Source organism: Leptolyngbya sp. AN02str, from assembly GCF_050565595.1.
Classification (GTDB): domain Bacteria; phylum Cyanobacteriota; class Cyanobacteriia; order Elainellales; family Elainellaceae; genus Kaiparowitsia.
Genome location: NZ_JBNXVR010000031.1, coordinates 36,005 through 53,046 on the forward strand (window position 1 = coordinate 36,005; position 17,042 = coordinate 53,046).

A 17,042-nucleotide genomic window follows, 5' to 3' on the forward strand; every position below is an offset into this window, starting at 1 on the left:
GAGGGACTTAGAACATTACTGGTCAGGACTTACGCAGTTGAATGATGTTTGGAGCGCTTAGCGCCCCAAACATCATTCAACCCCCTGGTTCTTCGGATGACGTGCGTAAGTCCTAACTGATGACTGACACGAGAAAGATGGAAATTTGATGAGATTGCGCTATGGTTAAAGCCAACCAAATTCCCCAGAAAGCCCTTCATCTGGTTGGTATATTATGGATATCGATCACCTGATTGTAAAACCGGGTTCTCGCATCTCTCTCTCAAACTTCGATCCGGGATATGTTGGAAGTTATGAGAAGCAACATGCCAAAGAGTTGCTCAAAACCAGTCTTAAACAATTAACCCTGGATCAAGATAAGCTATACGCTCAAAATACTTATGCACTGCTGATTTTGTTTCAGGCGATGGATGCTGCAGGGAAAGACAGCACCATCAAACATGTGATGTCGGGAGTGAATCCTCAAGGATGCCAAGTTTATAGCTTTAAGTCACCTTCGGCAGAAGAGCGTGACCATGACTATCTATGGCGATCGATGAAGGCACTACCAGAGCGAGGCATGATTGGAATTCACAATCGCTCATATTACGAGGAAGTGCTGGTGGTTCGGGTTCACCCCGAAATGTTGGCCAGTCAGCAACTGCCCGAGCCCATCAAACAAGATCCCTACATTTGGCAACGTCGATTTGAGGAAATCAACAACTTTGAACACTATTTGGTGAATAACGGCATCATCGTTCTCAAGTTCTTTTTGTATGTATCGAAAGATGAGCAACGACAGCGGTTTTTAGATCGCATTAATGAACCTGAAAAAAACTGGAAGTTTTCAACCCATGATGTGAAAGAGCGATCGTTTTGGGATAACTACATGAATGCTTATGAGGATGTGTTTAATCACACCAGCACAACGTGGGCTCCATGGTATATCATTCCTGCTGATCACAAATGGTACACTCGATTGGCGGTTAGCCGTGTAATTAGCCAAACGTTAGAAAGCCTGAACTTGCACTATCCCGTTGTGGATGAAGAACGCAGACGAGAATTGCTGGAAGATAAAAAGCTACTCGATGCTGAGTAGGGAAATGGGAATGCGATAAAATGCGATCGCGCCTCATGATTCTGTTCCAAAAAGGTCCGGCAAAGGGAGCGATCGCACCTGCTCTACTAGGCTCGATGAAGTAGTTTTGGATTACCCATCTTGTAAGGCTGCTTGCTGCAATTGCAATAACTCGCCAATGCCCCGTTCTGCCAGATCCAAAATGCTATTCAGCTGCGATCGGCTAAAGCTGCCCTCTTCCGCTGTACCTTGCAGTTCAATAATTTCCTGCTGGTCATTCAGCACGACGTTAAAGTCAATCTCGGCGGCGACATCCTCTTCATAAGACAGGTCGAGGAATGGCTCACCCTGCAACAGCCCAACCGAAACTGCCGCAATTTGGTGGCATAGCGGCGACTCTTGCAGTTGCCCCGATTTGAGCAATCCATCAATTGCATCGCACAGGGCTACATAGCCGCCAGTAATCGCGGTGGTGCGCGTTCCCGCATCGGCTTGCAAGACGTCGCAATCAACCAGCAGCGTGCGTTCACCCAGTGCTTTCATATTTAGTGCCGAGCGTAGACTGCGGCCAATAAGCCGCTGAATTTCTTGCGTGCGGCCCGACAGTTTCATAAACTCGCGGGCGTGCCGCTGGGGCGTAGCCGAGGGCAGCATGCGATATTCGGCGGTGAGCCAACCCTGACCGCTGCCTTCCAAAAATTTGGGAACCCCTGGCTGCACCGTTACTGTACACAGCACTTGTGTATTGCCGCTATGGGCCAATACCGAACCCGCCGCAAACTGAGTAAACCGCCGCTCAAACCGAATTGGACGCAGCTGATCGGGCGATCGCCCATCGGGACGTATCCAAACCATAACTCTTCTCCCACCACCAAAAACGTAATCCCAAGTGCATTCCACCCATCCCCACCCCATGAGGTGCCATTCTAAATTCGCGACCTCAACAAATCAGCCTGTGCGAATTGCCGTGAACTGGGGGTGGTCAATGGTGGGCGATGAACAATCGCACGTGCGATCGCTGAATGGAACCTCATTTAGAATACCGGAGTTCTCTAAATTTTCGAGCTGGTTTGCCGAGGACACAATGCCCGAAAGGTCTGGGGAAGCGATAAATTTTACGAAGAGCGAATTTCGAGTTAGGACTGCGATCGCTGCGACACGTTGGGTCTATTGGTTTCCCTGCCGGGTCATTTCATCCTCGGCCCATCAGCTGGCGAACGAAAGGTTTAATCGCCTCGCCACAGGGTAACCTAACAAAGGCTGTTATCGTTGAATGGTAGTCAGGATGGGGTTAGTTTACGGGGTTTGCCTAACTAGTTCGGTTGTGTAGATCCTAAGCGCTCGAGTGCTCCCATCTGCGATCGCTCTCAATCTCTCAATCATTGTCGTCAAGTTCTAAGGTTTATTTTCTAAACAACTATGTCCCATCCCTCCTGGCACGATACCGATGCCTACAACGAGCTAGAACCCATGAGCACCCTCGTTTCTGATTTGGCAGAATCAGAAGATGTAGGGGCCCATTTTTATCGGGGGCTCGCTGGTCGCCGCCGCAAGGCGGCTGTTGCGCTCACCATTGTGTGGAGCAGCACCTTTGCCCTGCATCTGTTTTCGTGGGGGTACTGGGTGGTTTTAGGCTTAACCACCCTCATGAGTGTGCATTTGCTGCGGCTGCTGGTTGCCCGTGCCAAGTCCATGCCCGATCCGTTGGCTGAAGCAGATCCCGCCAAACTGCCATTTGTCTCGCTAATGGTGGCTGCAAAAAATGAAGAATCGGTGATTGCACCCCTTGTGCGAGCGCTCTGCCAGGTCGATTATCCTGCCAATCGATACGAGCTGTGGGTGATTGATGATCACAGCACCGATCGCACGCCTCAAGTGCTCGACCAGCTTAAGGCTGAGTATCCCCAACTCAAGGTGCTGCGTCGGGCGGCCGAAGCCGGTGGCGGTAAGTCGGGCGCACTCAACCAGGCTTGCTCCTTGGCAAGTGGCGACATTATTGGCGTGTTTGATGCCGATGCTCAGGTGCCAAGTGATATGCTGCGCCGCGTGCTGACGCTGTTTCAACAACCCAAGATTGGGGCTGTGCAGGTTCGCAAGGCGATCGCCCAGGCTGAGCGCGATCCCAACGTGAGTAATCTGTGGCTTCAGGGACAAGTTGCCGAAATGGCGATCGACAGCTTTTATCAGCAGCAGCGCATTGCCATTGGCGGTGTGGGCGAACTGCGGGGCAACGGCATGTTTGTACGGCGCGAAGCACTGGATCAGTGCGGGAGCTGGAACGAGGAAACCATTACTGATGACCTGGATCTCACCTTTCGCTTGCACCTAGCTGGATGGGATATTGACTTTTTGATGCATCCTGCTGTTGTTGAAGAAGGTGTTACTAAGGCCACCAGCCTATGGCACCAGCGCAACCGCTGGGCTGAAGGCGGTTACCAGCGCTATTTAGACTATTGGCGGCTCATCATTCGCAACCGATTGGGACTGCGAAAAACGATGGATTTGCTGGCATTCTTTTTGCTGCAATACATTTTGCCAACGGCCACCGTGCCCGATTTAGTGATGGCGATCGCCCGCAGTCGGGCACCCATGTTGGCCCCCATGACCAGCCTCTCGGTCATCATGTCTATGGTCGGCATGTACGCTGGATTGCGCCGCATCCAAAAACAGCAGGCGCGGCGTAGCGATGGTACGCGATCGGTTGCATTGGCATGGCGGGCGCTGCGTCAGTCGGCATGGGGCACGGCGTATATGCTGCACTGGCTGCCAGTCATGGCCAGCACCACTGCTCGTATTTCTGTACGGCCTAAGCGGCTCAAGTGGGTGAAAACAGCACACCACGGCAGCGAAGATCTATGGCTTGATGTCTCTGAGCAACTGGAGCTGAAAAGCAAAGGCTAATCACTTGCCAAACTCAGCAAGTAACCATCATTCAATATAAAACTCTAAAGCTCTGTGTCACCCGCTGTGCGGACGGCACAGAGCTTTAGAGTATGGTTTGAATAGGGTCGGGGGACTTATCCAGTTGCCGCTTTGGTGAAACAAGGGCTGAAGCAGGCTTCAGTCTATAGCCCATTAACAGAAGTCCATTAACGGAACCTGAGCTTTGGATAAGCTGAAGTGCCCATCTTTGCGTGCGCGTCGCGCAAACCTCAGAAAAGCTCTTAACCGAAACTAACGTTAACGGAAGTTCATCAACAGAAAAAGCCGATTGGGTTGGCACAGTTCTCGGTCAAACAGTCGGCTTGTTACTGGCGCGATCGCGGCGGTTTTGGGTCGCTATCCGGTTGGGAAAAACTGCTTGAGCAATATTTGAGCAATATCCTGAGCAGCATGGAAACGCGCTCCAAGGCTGACGCGGCGATGCTCAACTCTACACCAAAGGCATGAGGCTTGACTCAAGTTCAAGCCTCGTCTTGACTTCGCAGCGGAATTTCAATCAAAAACTCTGCTCCTTGTCCTAAGGCAGAATTGCACTTTAAGCTACCGCCGTGTTTTTCGACCACAACCTGATAGCTAATCGATAGACCTAACCCTGTCCCCTTGCCGACTGGCTTGGTGGTGAAGAACGGCTCAAATAGTCGTCGTTTGGCTGCCTCTGGAATTCCCGGCCCATTATCAGCAATGCGGATTTGAACGTGGTTGGGCTTGACCAACTGGGTTGTAATGGTGATTTCGCTGGGATGGTGCTGGATCTCGTCGAGCGATCGCTCCTCATCGCGTTCATCGAGCGCATCGATCGCATTGGCAATCAGGTTCATAAATACCTGATTGAGCTGCCCTGCGTAACACAAGACATTTGGCAGAACCGCATAATCTTTCACCACATTAATGGCAGGTCGATTGGGCCGATCCTTCAAGCGGTTGTGCAAGATCATGAGGGTGCTATCAATGCCCTCATGCAAATTAACCGCCTTCACTTCGGCCTCATCCATCCGCGAAAAATTGCGCAACGCCAGTACAATCTTTTGAATGCGCTCGGCTCCCAACTTCATAGAGGCTAGCAGCTTTGGCAGATCCTCCACCAAAAACTCCAGGTCAATTTCCTCAGCAGCTTGACTCAGCTCGGGATGCGGTCTGGGGTAGTGCTGTTGGTACAGATCCAGCAAATTCATCAAATCTTGAATGTAGCTATCGGCATGGGTGAGGTTGCCGTAAATAAAGTTCACTGGGTTATTGATTTCATGTGCCACGCCAGCCACCAACTGCCCCAAGCTCGACATTTTCTCGGTTTGTACCAGTTGAGCCTGGGTATGCTGAAGTTCTTGTAGGGTTTGCTCTAGGGCTTCAGTTTGTTGTCTTAAAGTTGCTTCAGATTCTTGCAGCGCTAGTTCAGCTCGGCGGCGATCGGTAATGTCGATGGCTATGCCGCCCACGACAGACTGACCCGACACATCCTGCATCGGAAACTTGTACACCAGAGTGTCGCCCATGGTGCCATCGCTCAAGGGTAATGGCTCAATGGTGGTCATGGTTTTTTGCTGTTGCAGCACGGTGCGGTTGACTTGAACAAACTCGGCGACGGCTTCTTCGGGGTATAGCTCTATCAGGTTTTTGCCAACCAGATCAATGGATGGCAGCTGAAACATGGTGTAGTAAGTTTTGTTGACATAGAGCAGATTGCCATCGCCATCAATAATCCACGTGGCGGTGGGGCTGTTGTCCATAAACACCTGAAACCGTTCTTCGCTTTTTCGCAGGGCGGCTTCGGCCTGGTTGCGTTCTTCTTCGACCCGTTTGCGATCGCTTACATCGCGCACAACAGCCAAACCGTGAGGTTTGTTATTCAACATGCAGGGCACACCCGACACTTCCACATCAATCAGGGCACCGCTTTTGTGGTATTGCTTCGATTGGCAAGAAAACTCTTTCTTCTGGCCCGTGACCTCCACAAATTGCTGAAACAGCGACAGGCTATCGGGATGCAAAAAATCGGGTGGCGTGAGCTGCTGCATTTCTTCGACGCTGTAGCCGTGCATCTTGGCAAACGAAGGGTTAAACGCTATCAACTGTCCGGTTTGAATGTCGGTAATGCACAATCCGTCATTCACACTTTCAAACACAACTCGATAGAGCGACTCCTGCTGCCGAAGCGTTTGCTCGGTGGCAATGCGATCGCTCACATCGGTCATGGTGCCGACCATGCGCCTGGGTTTGCCAGTTTCATCGGGCAAAAACACCCCCCGATCTTCCACATAAAGATAGCTGCCATCCGCCTTTTGAAAGCGATACTCGACTCGGTACCGCTCAATCCGCTGCATCGCGCGATCGAGCGCGGCCAATGCCGTGGGGCGATCGCGCGGGTGAATTGACGTTTCCCACTGATGAATCCCAATCCGCTGAAATTCCTCTTTGGAATAGCCCGTAATGGTTTCAATCGCCCCTGCCCAGGTAATCGTTCCAGCGCTAATGTCGTAATCGTAAATCAGCTGTCCTGTTTGCTCTGCCACGAGGCGAAAGCGCTCCTCGCTGGCTTCGAGGGCTTGCTGGGCTTGCTTGCGTTCCATCTCGTCGCGTTTGCGATCGCTAATGTCGCGGGTAATGCCCACCACGCCCAGTACATTGCCGTGCGCATCGAGCCAGGGCGCCTTGGTTGTTGACAAGAAAAATTCTTGATCTCCCTGCTTCATCTGTTCTTCGTAGGTTTCGGCAATTCCTGATGTCCAAATTAAGCGATCGCGCTGCTGAATATTGCTTGCATATTCAGGCAGTAGGTCTTTATCCGTCTTACCCAAAATCTCTGACCGGGGGCGATTTAGCCAACGCTCCAACTTAGAATTGACCAAAATGTAGCGTCCCTCTCGATCCTTCACAAACACAATGTCAGTTGTGCTTTCCAAGATCGAATTGAGGAGCGCATTGCGCTCACGTAGCGTCACATCGGTAGCAGAGTTTGACATCATAGCTGGAAGTAACCAACCAAGTAAGGATGGAATGAAGCTGGGAGCGAAAAGTTCGTGAAAACTCAATGTCTAGTGAACCCAAAAAATCTGGTTCGCGCTCACATCCAGCATCGTCGGTCACAAGAAAGCCATTATTTTCTGCAATTGTCTAGCCGCTCCAGAGGTATAGGGGTTAGGAGAATGGATCTAAACTGTTCGGAGTGGTTATGGGGTGCGCAGGTAGGCGGCGATCGCTGACCGAATTGGTTCGATACTTTTGTATTGGCGCATTTCGGGAGTGAGCTGGGCGATCGTGCGATCTAGCCCCTGTGCTGCCTGGGGTTGCGCGTGTACTTGCCAGAGGGGATACACAAACGATCGCACTGTGAACACGATGGCTTCTGTGATGGGCAACCGTCGCAAGGTTTGCCGCTCCACTCGCACCCAGAGGCGATCGCCTGCGTTTTCGCTGGTAATGTCATCTGCCACAGCATGAGTGCGGTGTAGGCCCAAAAACAGCTCTGGCGTATCCACAATGCTCCAATTCAACCGATAGCCTGAATGTTCTGGTGTGAGCCGATCAAAGTATTGCGTCACCGGATTGTGCAGGCTGGATTCGTACCCCGGCACCGGTTCGTGGATGGCTCCCATCACCCGTCCCAGCTTCTCTTGCAACTGCCAATACAGCGGAAAACACAGCGAAGCCGCCCCTAGCCAATATCCAGCCTTGCTGGGCATCATTAAGCACAGGTCTTCTTGTACGAGCCGTCCGGCCAGGTCAATCGGAGCCTCGGCAAAATCGGAGGAGCACCAGGTTTCGCCTGTGAGCTGGTTACAGATGCGATCGCCCTCTAGCTGAAACCACTGAGGAAACCGGGTCGTTAAATGATGTGTCAGCATATCCAACAGCTCCTGCTGAGCCGCCACCGTATGCGGCAGCGCTGCCAAAACAGACTGGGGGCGATCGCGCAACAAAACTCGCTTTTGCTGCAAATATTGCCCAAACTCTGCATCAATTTCGATCCACTCCCGCAAGTCCAGCGCCTTCAGCCCCAAACTCATTCGCCATTGACCTTGGGCAAACGGCCAATGCACCCGCTGAGGCGGCAAATCTTTCCGAACAAACATGACAGCTCCCGCAACTCAACTACGCACGAGGCAGACGAAAAAGCTAAAGTATTAACTGGGGATAACGAAAGGACGCTTCATGGATAACGAACCGATTATCATTCTATCGAGCCGCGAAATCGACAAAATGCGCCAAGCCGGGCAGCTGGCCGCACAGCTTTTGGCCCATCTAGAACCCATGGTCAAACCTGGCGTGAGCACCCTCGACATTAACGACGCAGCCGAAGAGTGGACTCGTAAGCACGGTGCAAAAAGTGCTCCCCTGGGCTATCACGGTTTCCCCAAGTCTATTTGCACCAGTGTCAACGAGGTGGTGTGCCATGGCATTCCCAATGCCAAGCAAGTGTTGAAAGAGGGCGACATCATCAACATTGATGTCACGCCGATGGTGGATGGATATCACGGCGATACCTCCAAGACTTTCTTTGTGGGTGAGCCGTCGCCCCTGGCTCGCAAGCTAGTGGAAGTAACCGAAGAGTGCATGATGCGCGGCATTGCCGAGGTGAAGCCGGGTGCCCGCATTGGGGACATTGGCGCAGCCATTCAGGAATATGCAGAAGGACAAGGCTTTTCGGTGGTGCGCGATTTTGTAGGACATGGGGTGGGCCGCATTTTCCACACGGCACCGCAAGTGCCCCACTACGGCACCCGTGGCAAGGGCCGCAAACTTCGCCCCGGCATGGTGTTCACCATTGAGCCGATGATCAACGAGGGCACGTGGGAAGTGGAAGTGCTGGCTGACAAATGGACCGCGGTAACTAAAGACCGCAAGCTCTCTGCTCAGTTTGAGCACACCATCGTTGTCACTCCCGATGGGGTGGAAATCCTCACGCTTTCCCCTGAGCTAGTAGCAGCCTAGGCGAGCTTCTTCAGCCGTTGCTACGGCTTATTGTATTTTGGTTATCTTTCAAAAATCCATGATAAGAAACGCTCCCCATGTAAAGCATGGGGAGCGTTTCTCAATTAATCCATCAATAGACCTCTTGCGTGAATTGTGGTGTGGCACTGTCACACCACAATTCACGCCTTCAAAAATGCATTGATGCAGGAAGTCCAATCGATGATTGGTTGGCTTTAGTTGAGGCGATCGCCCGTTTTTGCATCAAACCAGTGGGCCGCACTGCCCACAAACACCAGACCCATCGTTTCCCCTTGCGGCACTGATACATTGTTGGGCAACAGCGCGCGCACCGATGTGGGAGATTTGCCCTCGACATAAACCGTATACAGCTTGTGCATTCCCAAGTTTTCCACCAACGAAACGCGACCTTGCACCGTCGGATTTTCGCCTTCGCGAGCCATACGCACATGCTCAGGTCGTAGCCCCAGCACGACCTCGCGGGCATGGGTGGTAATGCCATTGGGTAACGGAGCACGGCGATCGCCAATCATCACCGATTGACCATCCGTTGGTAGCGTCAAAAAGTTCATTTGGGGACTGCCCACAAACCCGGCTACAAACCGATTCGCTGGATGAGTGTAAATGCGATCGGGTGTATCGAGCTGCTGCAAATAGCCCTCGCTCAGCACCGCAACCTTGGTCGAAAGCGTCATCGCTTCCACCTGATCGTGGGTCACATACACCACCGGAGCCTGTTGCTCTTCAAACAGGTGCTTCAGCTCCGCCCGTACATTCTCCCGCAGCAGGGCATCCAGGTTACTGAGCGGCTCATCCAGCAAAAAGACCGAGGGCCGCCGCACCAACGTTCTGGCGACGGCAACTCGCTGCCGCTGACCACCGGAGAGTTGCCCCGGCTTGCGGTTCATCAGCTCATGCAATCCCAAAAAGTCGGCCACTTCTTGAATGCGGGGCTTGATCTCTTCTTGGGGAACCTTTTTCAGCCGCAAACCCGACGCAATGTTGTCGTACACCGTCATGTGGGGATAAAGCGCATAGCTTTGAAACACCATGGCAATGTTGCGATCGCTCGGCGATAGGCGCGTCACATCCCGACCATCAATAAAAATTTGGCCCTTGGTGGGTTGCTCCAATCCAGCAATCATCCGCAGCACCGTGGACTTCCCACAGCCTGACGGCCCCAGCAGCGTCAGGAATTCTCCCGATTCAACCGCCAGGTTCAGGCTTTTGACCGGAACCACCGATGGCGCAAAGGTTTTATTCAAATTACGAACTTCCAACGCAGGGGCATTGGAAATGGAAGATTCGGTTGGACGAACATCAGTTTGTGTCATGAGAAAGGCAACAAGTAAACGCTAAAGAATGCAAACAAGAACGATCAAAAGAATTGAGAAAAGAGGTTAGAAACAAGGAGTTGAACCATCGAACCCGTTAGCACTGCCCATGCCAGTGAACGCAGTTTTCCTGGCTAGCCCTTGACCGCACCCGAGGTCAACCCCTGGATAATTTGTCGTTGGAAGAACAGCACCAGCAGCACCAGCGGCAGCGTTCCCAGCACTGTTGCCGCTGCAATCGGCCCATAGGGAATCTCGAAAATAGACGCTCCGCCCAACTGCGATGCTGCTACTGGAACCGTTTTCATTCCCTCGCGAGTAATGAAGGTGAGCGCAAAAATGAACTCGTTCCAAGCCGAAATGAACGTTAAGATGCCCGTCGTTGCCAGGGCAGGCAAGGTGAGGGGCAGCACAATTTTGAGCAGGGTTCCGGTCACGCTATAGCCATCGACCTTGGCAGAATCTTCCAAGTCCTTGGGGAGCTGCTGAAAAAAGCTGCGCATCACTAAAATCGTGAGGGGCAGGTTGATTGCTGCGTAGGGCAAAATCAATGCCAAGTAGTTGTCCCCCAGGTTGAGCACTTGCACCACTCGCAGCAAGCCCAAAAACAGCAGAATGGGCGGAAACAGTGTCACAATCAAAATTCCGGCGAGCAAGAAGCGCTCCCCTTGGAGCCGCAGCCGCGCCAAGGCGTAGGCTGCTGGCGCGCCAAAGCCTAATGCCAGCAGGGTTGAGGCCGTTGCCACAAAAAAGCTATTGAGCAAATAGTTCCAAAACGGGCGGCGCGCAAACAGCTGTTGGTAATGGTCGAGGGTAAAGCGGCGAGGCAAGTACACATTGGGTACTGCCGAGATGTCTTGATTCACCTTGACGGAGGTGAGCAGTTGCCATAACACCGGAGCCAAACAAAAGATAACGACTAGGGCCACGGCGATCGGTAGAATAATCGATCGCCAGTTGATGCCAGAACGCTGCTTAGCCGATGGCTCTGGGCCATGTCTGGATGGTGGAACGGATTCGGGAAAGGTTGTCGTCATGGCTTAGCTCACCCCACTTGCGTTAGATCGAGAACGATTGAGGAAGAAGGCGGCGATCGCCACCGCCAACACCAGCAGTAAAAATGTGACCACCACCAGCGCGGCACCATAGCCAAAGTCCAGGTAGCGCATCACCGTGGAATAGATGTAGAGCGACACCGTTTCGGTTGCGCCGCCAGGGCCACCCCCCGTCATGACCTGAATCAGGTCAAAGATGCCAAAGGCTTGGGCAAACCGGAACAGCAGCGCAATTACAATTTGGGGCATGAGCAAAGGCAAAGTAATTTGCTGGAAGCTTTGCCAGGGTGTCGCCCCATCAATGCGGTGCGCTTCATATAAGTCTTCGGAAATGGACTGCAACCCAGCCAATAGCAAAATGCTAATGAACGGCGTCGTCTTCCAAACATCGGCAAAAATCACTGCGGCCATCGCCAACGTTGGATTGCCCAACCAGTTAATGCCCGAGTCAATGATTCCTAACCGCAGCAAAATATCGTTCACGACTCCATACTGGTCGTTAAAAATCCAGGCCCAGGCCAGGGCAATCAGCGCTGTGGGCAAGGCCCAGGGCAAAATGGCAATGGTGCGCACAGCCCCTCGGCCTCGAAATGCCTGGTTGAGCACCAGTGCCACCCCCAACCCCAACAAAAACTCAAACAATACGGAAAAGACGGTAAAGATACTGGTATTCCACAACGTTTGCCAAAAGCGCCCGTCCTGCGACATACGTACATAGTTGGCAATACCTGTAAACTCTGGCTGGAGTTGGGTTCCCAGGTTTTGGGTAAAGGCACTTTGCCAAAAGGCTTGACCAATAGGATAGGCAAACACCCCCAGCAGCAATAACAGGGCTGGCAATGTAAGCAACCAGCCTACCCGGCGATCGCGCTGTACAATCACGTCTTTTGTCATCCCACGGCCTCCGGTTCATTGGTCTCTTGTGCATCGGCAGGACGCCCCGACTCTAGCAGGGCACGGGTTTCGCGAGCCGCTGCCTGCAGCGCATCTTCTGCACCAGTGCGTCCCGAAAATGCAGCACTTAGGTATCGCTGCAAAATATCTGAAGCTTGGGCATATTGCGCTGTCAGTGGGCGCGGCACCACATTTTGCACCACCTCAAACAGGTCGGTGTAGTAGGGATACTGGGCCAACAGCTCCGCATCTTGATAGAGCGAGCGAATCGAGGGCAAAAAGCCTGCTTCCAAAGCAAATCGCTTTTGCACCTCGGGACTGGTGAAAAATTCCACTACGCGCCACGCCTCTTCGGGGTGCTGTGTTGTTGTAGAAATGCCCCAACCCCAGCCGCCGAGACAACCACCGCCATCCACACCGGGTTGCGATACCATGGGGCGCGTTCCCACATTACCTTGTACGGGCGATCCATCCTCATTCAGCAACGGCAGCGCATAGGGCCAGTTGCGCATAAACACCGCATTGCCGCTTTGAAAGAGACGACGCACATCTTCTTCGATATAGGTGGTGGTTCCCGGTGGTGAAACTCGCTCTTGAATGGTGCTCACCAAAAAGCTGGCTGCTTCAATGGCCTCGGGCTGATCCAACCCCACCTCCAACGTGTCGGGATTAATCCAGTAGCCGCCAAATCCTTGCAAGACCTCTACAAACATGGCCGCAGCACCTTCGTACTGTCGGCCTTGCCAGAGATATCCCCAATCGGCTGCGCCTGCTTGCTGCACCTGCTTGGCAGTATCAACCAATTCGGTAAAGGTTTCGGGGGGTTGGGCACCCACTTGATCGAGCAAATCTTGCCGATAGTAGAGCAGTCCTGCGTCGGTTCGCCAGGGAACTCGATAGAGTTTGCCGTTGTAAATGCTGCCTTCGATGTCACCTTCGAGAAATGGCTCACGCGCCTCGGGAGGGAAGCGATCGCTCAAGTCCATAAGCCAACCCGCCGCCGCAAATTTGGAAGTCCACACTACGTCCAGATTGATCAGGTCATAGGGAGAACTTCCCAGCAGGTAGGCAGAGGTATTCAAGTCCTCAACAAGATTTGCGGCGTTGGGGCCTTCAACCATCGTGAGGCGAATGTCGGGATTTTGTTCCTCAAACTCACGAATTAACGGCTCAAAGAAGGGTGTTTCGGGAGCCAGCATGATAAAGCTAAGCTCAACGGGCTGTTGGGAAAATGCCGCAGGAATCACCACCAACAGTGCACTCAGGCAGAATGCAATGACATAGCTGGTATATCGAAACAGAGTCGATTCTTGCCAGTATGTCGTAATCGTTTTGGGAATCGTTTTAACAGGTTTCATGGAAGTAGAAAGGATGGAGCTGAAGCACTAGCAGTCAGCAACTGAGTAATGCGATCGCACAAAATTTCACAACATGTTTTTGCAACGAAAGATTGAATGACTCCATGGTGCTGTGAACTCAATGAATGACACCAGAGATACACAAAACCATTCCACCCTTCAATCAAAACTAGAGCTTTGCAATGAAACGAAACAAAATGTTTCTGCCACTTTGCGCCACTGTTCCCTGTCTTCAACGGAACTCAAGCCAGCTTAGCCGCTGATGCACGGTGCAACAAAAACACGATGAGAAATGTATGCAACCAGAGTAAAACCCAGCTTATCGAACGCTGAATGCCCCACACATCTACTCAGCGGTATATTACATGAGAAGAAAAATCAACTTTTGTAACCATACTCTTCGGTTTATCGTGCGATCGCGCCGTTGAGATTGGTCAAGTTTAAAATATGGAATCCAGGCAAATTTGCGAGAACAGCGAGGATGATCGCTGCGAATGGTTGATGAAAGGTGTCGCGATCGCCCAACTTGGAAAAAACGCATGTTGAATTTTGAGGTGTTGAGGTATCGCATATGCCGGACTTCGGTTGGCTGAAAGTTCGACAAGTAATATTACTGAACGTGGACAAATTTGGACGGTGGCACTACCAAATCGCCCCAACAAAATAATCTCCGGATGAGTTTGAAAAACTTCTGAATAGAGTGGGTACAAGGGTTTGAGCAATGTTCCGTAAAAACTCGGAAGCAGTTGATTTATTGCTGTATCCCTATACCAAGACTATTCAGAGTAACAACCATGACGATTTCAATTTCACCCTCCCATGGGCAGACCGTACCGAGCACGATTGCCACACTCGATCGCACGATTCTTCCGGGGGAACGGCTTGGGCCTGTTACCCGCACCACGACCCGCGCTGACCTGGCAACGCTATTTGGCGAAGCCGTATTAGAAGATGATGTGATGATGGTTGGTGAAGGCGAAGCTGAACTGGGCACAACGATCGATTTAGGAGTCGATGCATCGTTCACCATCATTTGGGAAAATCCAGAGCGATCGCAAATTGCTTCGATTATGGATATAGGGCGCGACTGGGGCACCGTTGAAGGAATTCGGGTTGGCACGACCTTGGCCGAGCTCAAGACAATCTTGGGCGAGTTTGAGTTTTATGGCTTTGATTGGGACTATGGCGGCTACGTCATGCTGGATGGCACCAAGTTGGCAGCTCATGCAGGCAAGCTGATTCTGCAACTGTCTCCTTCTGAGGCAAGTCGATCGCGATCGCCCAAAGCCATTGACGCCCTCTCTGGGGATTCGCTATTCAAATCCAACAATTCCTATGTTGCCCAGTTAGAAATTGCCGTAGACGGGGTTACAGTCATTTTATAAGGCTCCTGGCCCAACACTGGCACACTCCACCATCCAACTCTCTAACAAATCCGCAACAATACAAACTTTAGCGTCGTCATGTATCGTGAAGTGGCGTGTGGCGGAAGTTCATCCGCCGGATGCCTCAATCACTCGATAAACGGTGCAATTCGTTAAGCTACAAGGGTAGTGAGTGTGAGATTAGTAGTGGTTGAACAAGCTATGGTGATTGCGATCGCCTCGTTTATGATCGCTTTTATTTTGGCGAGCCTGGTGGAGTATTGGGTTCATCGAATTATGCACTGGTATCCTCAAGGGGCAGGTGCGCGGCATCTCGACCACCATCGCCGCAACGAGGGCCAGGGCGTTGTTTGGGAGTTTTTGGACTACATTAAAGGCACCATTTTGGTCATGGTGCCCATGTTTTTGGTATCGCTTCCGGTAGGTTTAGGTTGGTTTTTGGGTGCGCTGGCGTTTGCTGCGTTTTCGGCCTACGCCCACCAACTCCAGCACGAAAATCCGCTGAAGTGCTTTTGGATGAAGATGCCCGTTCATTACGTGCATCATAAGTACGGTCAGTGGAACCACAATTTTGGCCTTGCGGTCGACTGGTGGGACCATGTGTTTGGCACATACAAGGCAACGGACTGGATCGATGAGATGGAGCTAAGCCGTCCGCAAAAAGGGTACACCGAACTGCGCTGGTTCTAGATTTCCACTCGCAACTTTTGTCGCTCAGCAAAGAGGCTGCCCATTACAGGCAGCCTTTTTGTTTGTAAGTACCTCGTTTATAAGTACCTCGATCCCATTCAAAACCAGAACTCAAAACCCTCAGGGCTTACGCAGCTGAATGACGTTTGGTACGCTAAGCGCTCCAAACATCATTCAACCCCCTGGTTTTTCAGTATGAAGTGCATAAAGCCTAAAGTGGCCGTGGCTTAAGGGCGTTTTTCTTTTCCGCCCACGAATGGAGTTGCCCAAAACGTCCAGTTTTCTTTGTTAAAGGGCGATCGCCAGCGACGAATGAGCGCCGATTCCATGCGCTGACGTTGGCGAGTATCGTGAGGTGCGTTGGGCCAAAAGCCAGTATTCACCGTAACGGGCAAATCATAGGTTCGGTGAGCACTGATGTAAAGCTGCAAATATCGCTTGCAGTCGTGTATCCCTTTCCACCGTTGGTTCGATTTCACCGTTTCGCCCACGTACAAAATGATGGGCAGCTCATGATCGATCACAAAGTACAGGGCAGCACAGCCTTCATCTCCAGCTTTCCAGCGCCAAAACTCGGTATTTTGCGGTGGCAAGGCAAAGGGATCAATCTCCTCGGCTTTGGGAAATGGGCGATCGCCCCCAAAATTGCCGTAGTAAACCGTTGGGGATGAGGCTGGCTCGGTCTCTCCATCGACAGCTACCCCTTTCGGCTGGGTACGGTAGGTGCCCGTTGGCTCTGCCGCTCGAAAAAGAGAGCCTTGTTCTGGCACACCACAATGCCGCACCTGCTCCTGAAATTCAAAAATGCGTTGCTTCCAGCTCAACAGTGCATCTTGGGTTAGGTCGGGCAAATCGGTTGGGGCAACAAACCGCTGCATTTGGACATCCTGTATCGGCGAAAACAGAGAAAGCTGATGATCTTGGCTCAAAGTTGTTCTCCAGTCACCCTCGATAAAGCAAATGCATTCCAGCGCTGCCAACCTAATCGAACGATTATCATAATGCCAGATTGACGATCTCCGTAAAATTTCCATGCAACCGTCATATCACCGTAGAGCGATCGCCCATCATCAGCCGTATCCATGACTAGACCCGCCCATTCGCGAGCTGGCACCTCGGCAACCCGGCACATGATTCAACGCGCCACCAAAATTTAGAGCGCAGCTAAGATTCAGACATGCAGCCAAAAATCCCCAATTTCGGGCGTCGCAACATCACAAGCCCCAGCGAATTTAGCCTCACATTCAGGACTCATGGCGGAAAAGTGGCATCTCGAGAAGATCACTTGTAATATGAACTTCTTAGCGCTCGCAAGTCATCCCATCGAGTGATTTGGTTTGCTGACTCACCGCAGCTGCCCAGCCGCTATAATCCACCTGCTTTCGCTTCCTTATGAACGT

The 17,042-nt window shown here is 52.0% G+C and carries 15 protein-coding genes; 6 read left to right on the top strand and 9 right to left on the bottom strand.

All coding sequences use genetic code 11. The annotated features are described in order from the left end of the window. Positions 1-214 precede the first annotated feature (214 nt). Positions 215-1,078 carry a polyphosphate kinase 2 family protein gene (locus ACQ4M4_RS20185; RefSeq protein ID WP_430686260.1) on the top strand — a complete coding sequence of 288 codons (864 nt, stop codon included), beginning with the start codon at positions 215-217 and terminating at the stop codon, positions 1,076-1,078. 111 nt (positions 1,079-1,189) lie between these two features. Here the strand turns inward: ACQ4M4_RS20185 and rph are convergent, their stop codons facing one another. Beyond that, the gene (rph, locus tag ACQ4M4_RS20190; protein WP_430686261.1) at positions 1,190-1,912 is read right to left on the bottom strand and encodes a ribonuclease PH; all 723 of its coding nucleotides are present in this window, start codon (positions 1,910-1,912) and stop codon (positions 1,190-1,192) included. A 564-nt stretch (positions 1,913-2,476) separates the two neighbouring features. Here rph and ACQ4M4_RS20195 point away from each other — a divergent pair. Beyond that, positions 2,477-3,958, top strand: coding sequence for a glycosyltransferase (locus tag ACQ4M4_RS20195; RefSeq protein ID WP_430686262.1), 1,482 nt, complete (start codon positions 2,477-2,479; stop codon positions 3,956-3,958). Positions 3,959-4,273: 315 nt separating this feature from the next. Next, positions 4,274-4,447, top strand: coding sequence for a hypothetical protein (locus ACQ4M4_RS20200; RefSeq protein ID WP_430686263.1), 174 nt, complete (start codon positions 4,274-4,276; stop codon positions 4,445-4,447). A 14-nt stretch (positions 4,448-4,461) separates the two neighbouring features. Here the strand turns inward: ACQ4M4_RS20200 and ACQ4M4_RS20205 are convergent, their stop codons facing one another. Both ACQ4M4_RS20205 and ACQ4M4_RS20210 read right to left on the bottom strand, forming a co-directional pair. Further along, complete coding sequence (locus ACQ4M4_RS20205; RefSeq protein WP_430686264.1) at positions 4,462-6,960, bottom strand: PAS domain-containing sensor histidine kinase; 2,499 nt, start codon at positions 6,958-6,960, stop codon at positions 4,462-4,464. A 204-nt stretch (positions 6,961-7,164) separates the two neighbouring features. Beyond that, a complete protein-coding gene (locus tag ACQ4M4_RS20210; RefSeq protein WP_430686265.1) occupies positions 7,165-8,067 on the bottom strand; it encodes a heme-dependent oxidative N-demethylase family protein in 903 nt (300 codons plus the stop codon). Between the two features lie 79 nt (positions 8,068-8,146). Between ACQ4M4_RS20210 and map the strand changes: the two genes are divergently transcribed. After that, positions 8,147-8,926, top strand: coding sequence for a type I methionyl aminopeptidase (gene map, locus ACQ4M4_RS20215; protein WP_430686266.1), 780 nt, complete (start codon positions 8,147-8,149; stop codon positions 8,924-8,926). 215 nt (positions 8,927-9,141) lie between these two features. Here map and ACQ4M4_RS20220 read toward each other — a convergent pair whose 3' ends face one another. The 4 genes from ACQ4M4_RS20220 to ACQ4M4_RS20235 all read right to left on the bottom strand — a co-directional run bounded on the left by ACQ4M4_RS20220 (position 9,142) and on the right by ACQ4M4_RS20235 (position 13,567). Then, complete coding sequence (locus tag ACQ4M4_RS20220) at positions 9,142-10,260, bottom strand: ABC transporter ATP-binding protein (protein ID WP_430686267.1); 1,119 nt, start codon at positions 10,258-10,260, stop codon at positions 9,142-9,144. A 134-nt stretch (positions 10,261-10,394) separates the two neighbouring features. Beyond that, positions 10,395-11,297, bottom strand: coding sequence for a carbohydrate ABC transporter permease (locus tag ACQ4M4_RS20225; RefSeq protein WP_430686268.1), 903 nt, complete (start codon positions 11,295-11,297; stop codon positions 10,395-10,397). Between the two features lie 3 nt (positions 11,298-11,300). Continuing rightward, entirely contained in the window at positions 11,301-12,209 is a 909-nt protein-coding gene (locus ACQ4M4_RS20230; protein ID WP_430686269.1) for a carbohydrate ABC transporter permease, read from the bottom strand. Then, positions 12,206-13,567 (bottom strand): ABC transporter substrate-binding protein, encoded by a 1,362-nt coding sequence (locus ACQ4M4_RS20235; RefSeq protein WP_430686270.1) that lies wholly within the window; start codon positions 13,565-13,567, stop codon positions 12,206-12,208. Before ACQ4M4_RS20235 ends, ACQ4M4_RS20230 begins: the two co-directional genes overlap by 4 nt. 794 nt (positions 13,568-14,361) lie before the next feature. Here ACQ4M4_RS20235 and ACQ4M4_RS20240 point away from each other — a divergent pair. Together ACQ4M4_RS20240 and ACQ4M4_RS20245 are read left to right on the top strand one after the other, a co-directional pair. Next, positions 14,362-14,952 (top strand): hypothetical protein, encoded by a 591-nt coding sequence (locus tag ACQ4M4_RS20240; RefSeq protein WP_430686271.1) that lies wholly within the window; start codon positions 14,362-14,364, stop codon positions 14,950-14,952. A gap of 186 nt (positions 14,953-15,138) precedes the next feature. Then, on the top strand, positions 15,139-15,642 hold the full coding sequence (locus tag ACQ4M4_RS20245) for a sterol desaturase family protein (protein ID WP_430686272.1): 504 nt from the start codon (positions 15,139-15,141) through the stop codon (positions 15,640-15,642). 227 nt (positions 15,643-15,869) lie between these two features. Here the strand turns inward: ACQ4M4_RS20245 and ACQ4M4_RS20250 are convergent, their stop codons facing one another. Both ACQ4M4_RS20250 and ACQ4M4_RS20255 read right to left on the bottom strand, forming a co-directional pair. After that, positions 15,870-16,571 carry a GIY-YIG nuclease family protein gene (locus ACQ4M4_RS20250; RefSeq protein WP_430686273.1) on the bottom strand — a complete coding sequence of 234 codons (702 nt, stop codon included), beginning with the start codon at positions 16,569-16,571 and terminating at the stop codon, positions 15,870-15,872. Then, complete coding sequence (locus ACQ4M4_RS20255; RefSeq protein WP_430686274.1) at positions 16,568-16,774, bottom strand: hypothetical protein; 207 nt, start codon at positions 16,772-16,774, stop codon at positions 16,568-16,570. Before ACQ4M4_RS20255 ends, ACQ4M4_RS20250 begins: the two co-directional genes overlap by 4 nt. Positions 16,775-17,042: the final 268 nt, after the last annotated feature.

What these genes read in the sequence shown, in the direction of transcription:
- ACQ4M4_RS20185 (WP_430686260.1), top strand. Translation starts at nt 215, where the DNA reads ATGGATATCGATCACCTGATTGTAAAACCGGGTTCTCGCATCTCTCTC.
- rph (WP_430686261.1), bottom strand. Translation starts at nt 1,912, where the DNA reads ATGGTTTGGATACGTCCCGATGGGCGATCGCCCGATCAGCTGCGTCCA.
- ACQ4M4_RS20195 (WP_430686262.1), top strand. Translation starts at nt 2,477, where the DNA reads ATGTCCCATCCCTCCTGGCACGATACCGATGCCTACAACGAGCTAGAA.
- ACQ4M4_RS20205 (WP_430686264.1), bottom strand. Translation starts at nt 6,960, where the DNA reads ATGATGTCAAACTCTGCTACCGATGTGACGCTACGTGAGCGCAATGCG.
- ACQ4M4_RS20210 (WP_430686265.1), bottom strand. Translation starts at nt 8,067, where the DNA reads ATGTTTGTTCGGAAAGATTTGCCGCCTCAGCGGGTGCATTGGCCGTTT.
- map (WP_430686266.1), top strand. Translation starts at nt 8,147, where the DNA reads ATGGATAACGAACCGATTATCATTCTATCGAGCCGCGAAATCGACAAA.
- ACQ4M4_RS20220 (WP_430686267.1), bottom strand. Translation starts at nt 10,260, where the DNA reads ATGACACAAACTGATGTTCGTCCAACCGAATCTTCCATTTCCAATGCC.
- ACQ4M4_RS20225 (WP_430686268.1), bottom strand. Translation starts at nt 11,297, where the DNA reads ATGACGACAACCTTTCCCGAATCCGTTCCACCATCCAGACATGGCCCA.
- ACQ4M4_RS20230 (WP_430686269.1), bottom strand. Translation starts at nt 12,209, where the DNA reads ATGACAAAAGACGTGATTGTACAGCGCGATCGCCGGGTAGGCTGGTTG.
- ACQ4M4_RS20235 (WP_430686270.1), bottom strand. Translation starts at nt 13,567, where the DNA reads ATGAAACCTGTTAAAACGATTCCCAAAACGATTACGACATACTGGCAA.
- ACQ4M4_RS20240 (WP_430686271.1), top strand. Translation starts at nt 14,362, where the DNA reads ATGACGATTTCAATTTCACCCTCCCATGGGCAGACCGTACCGAGCACG.
- ACQ4M4_RS20255 (WP_430686274.1), bottom strand. Translation starts at nt 16,774, where the DNA reads ATGTGCCGGGTTGCCGAGGTGCCAGCTCGCGAATGGGCGGGTCTAGTC.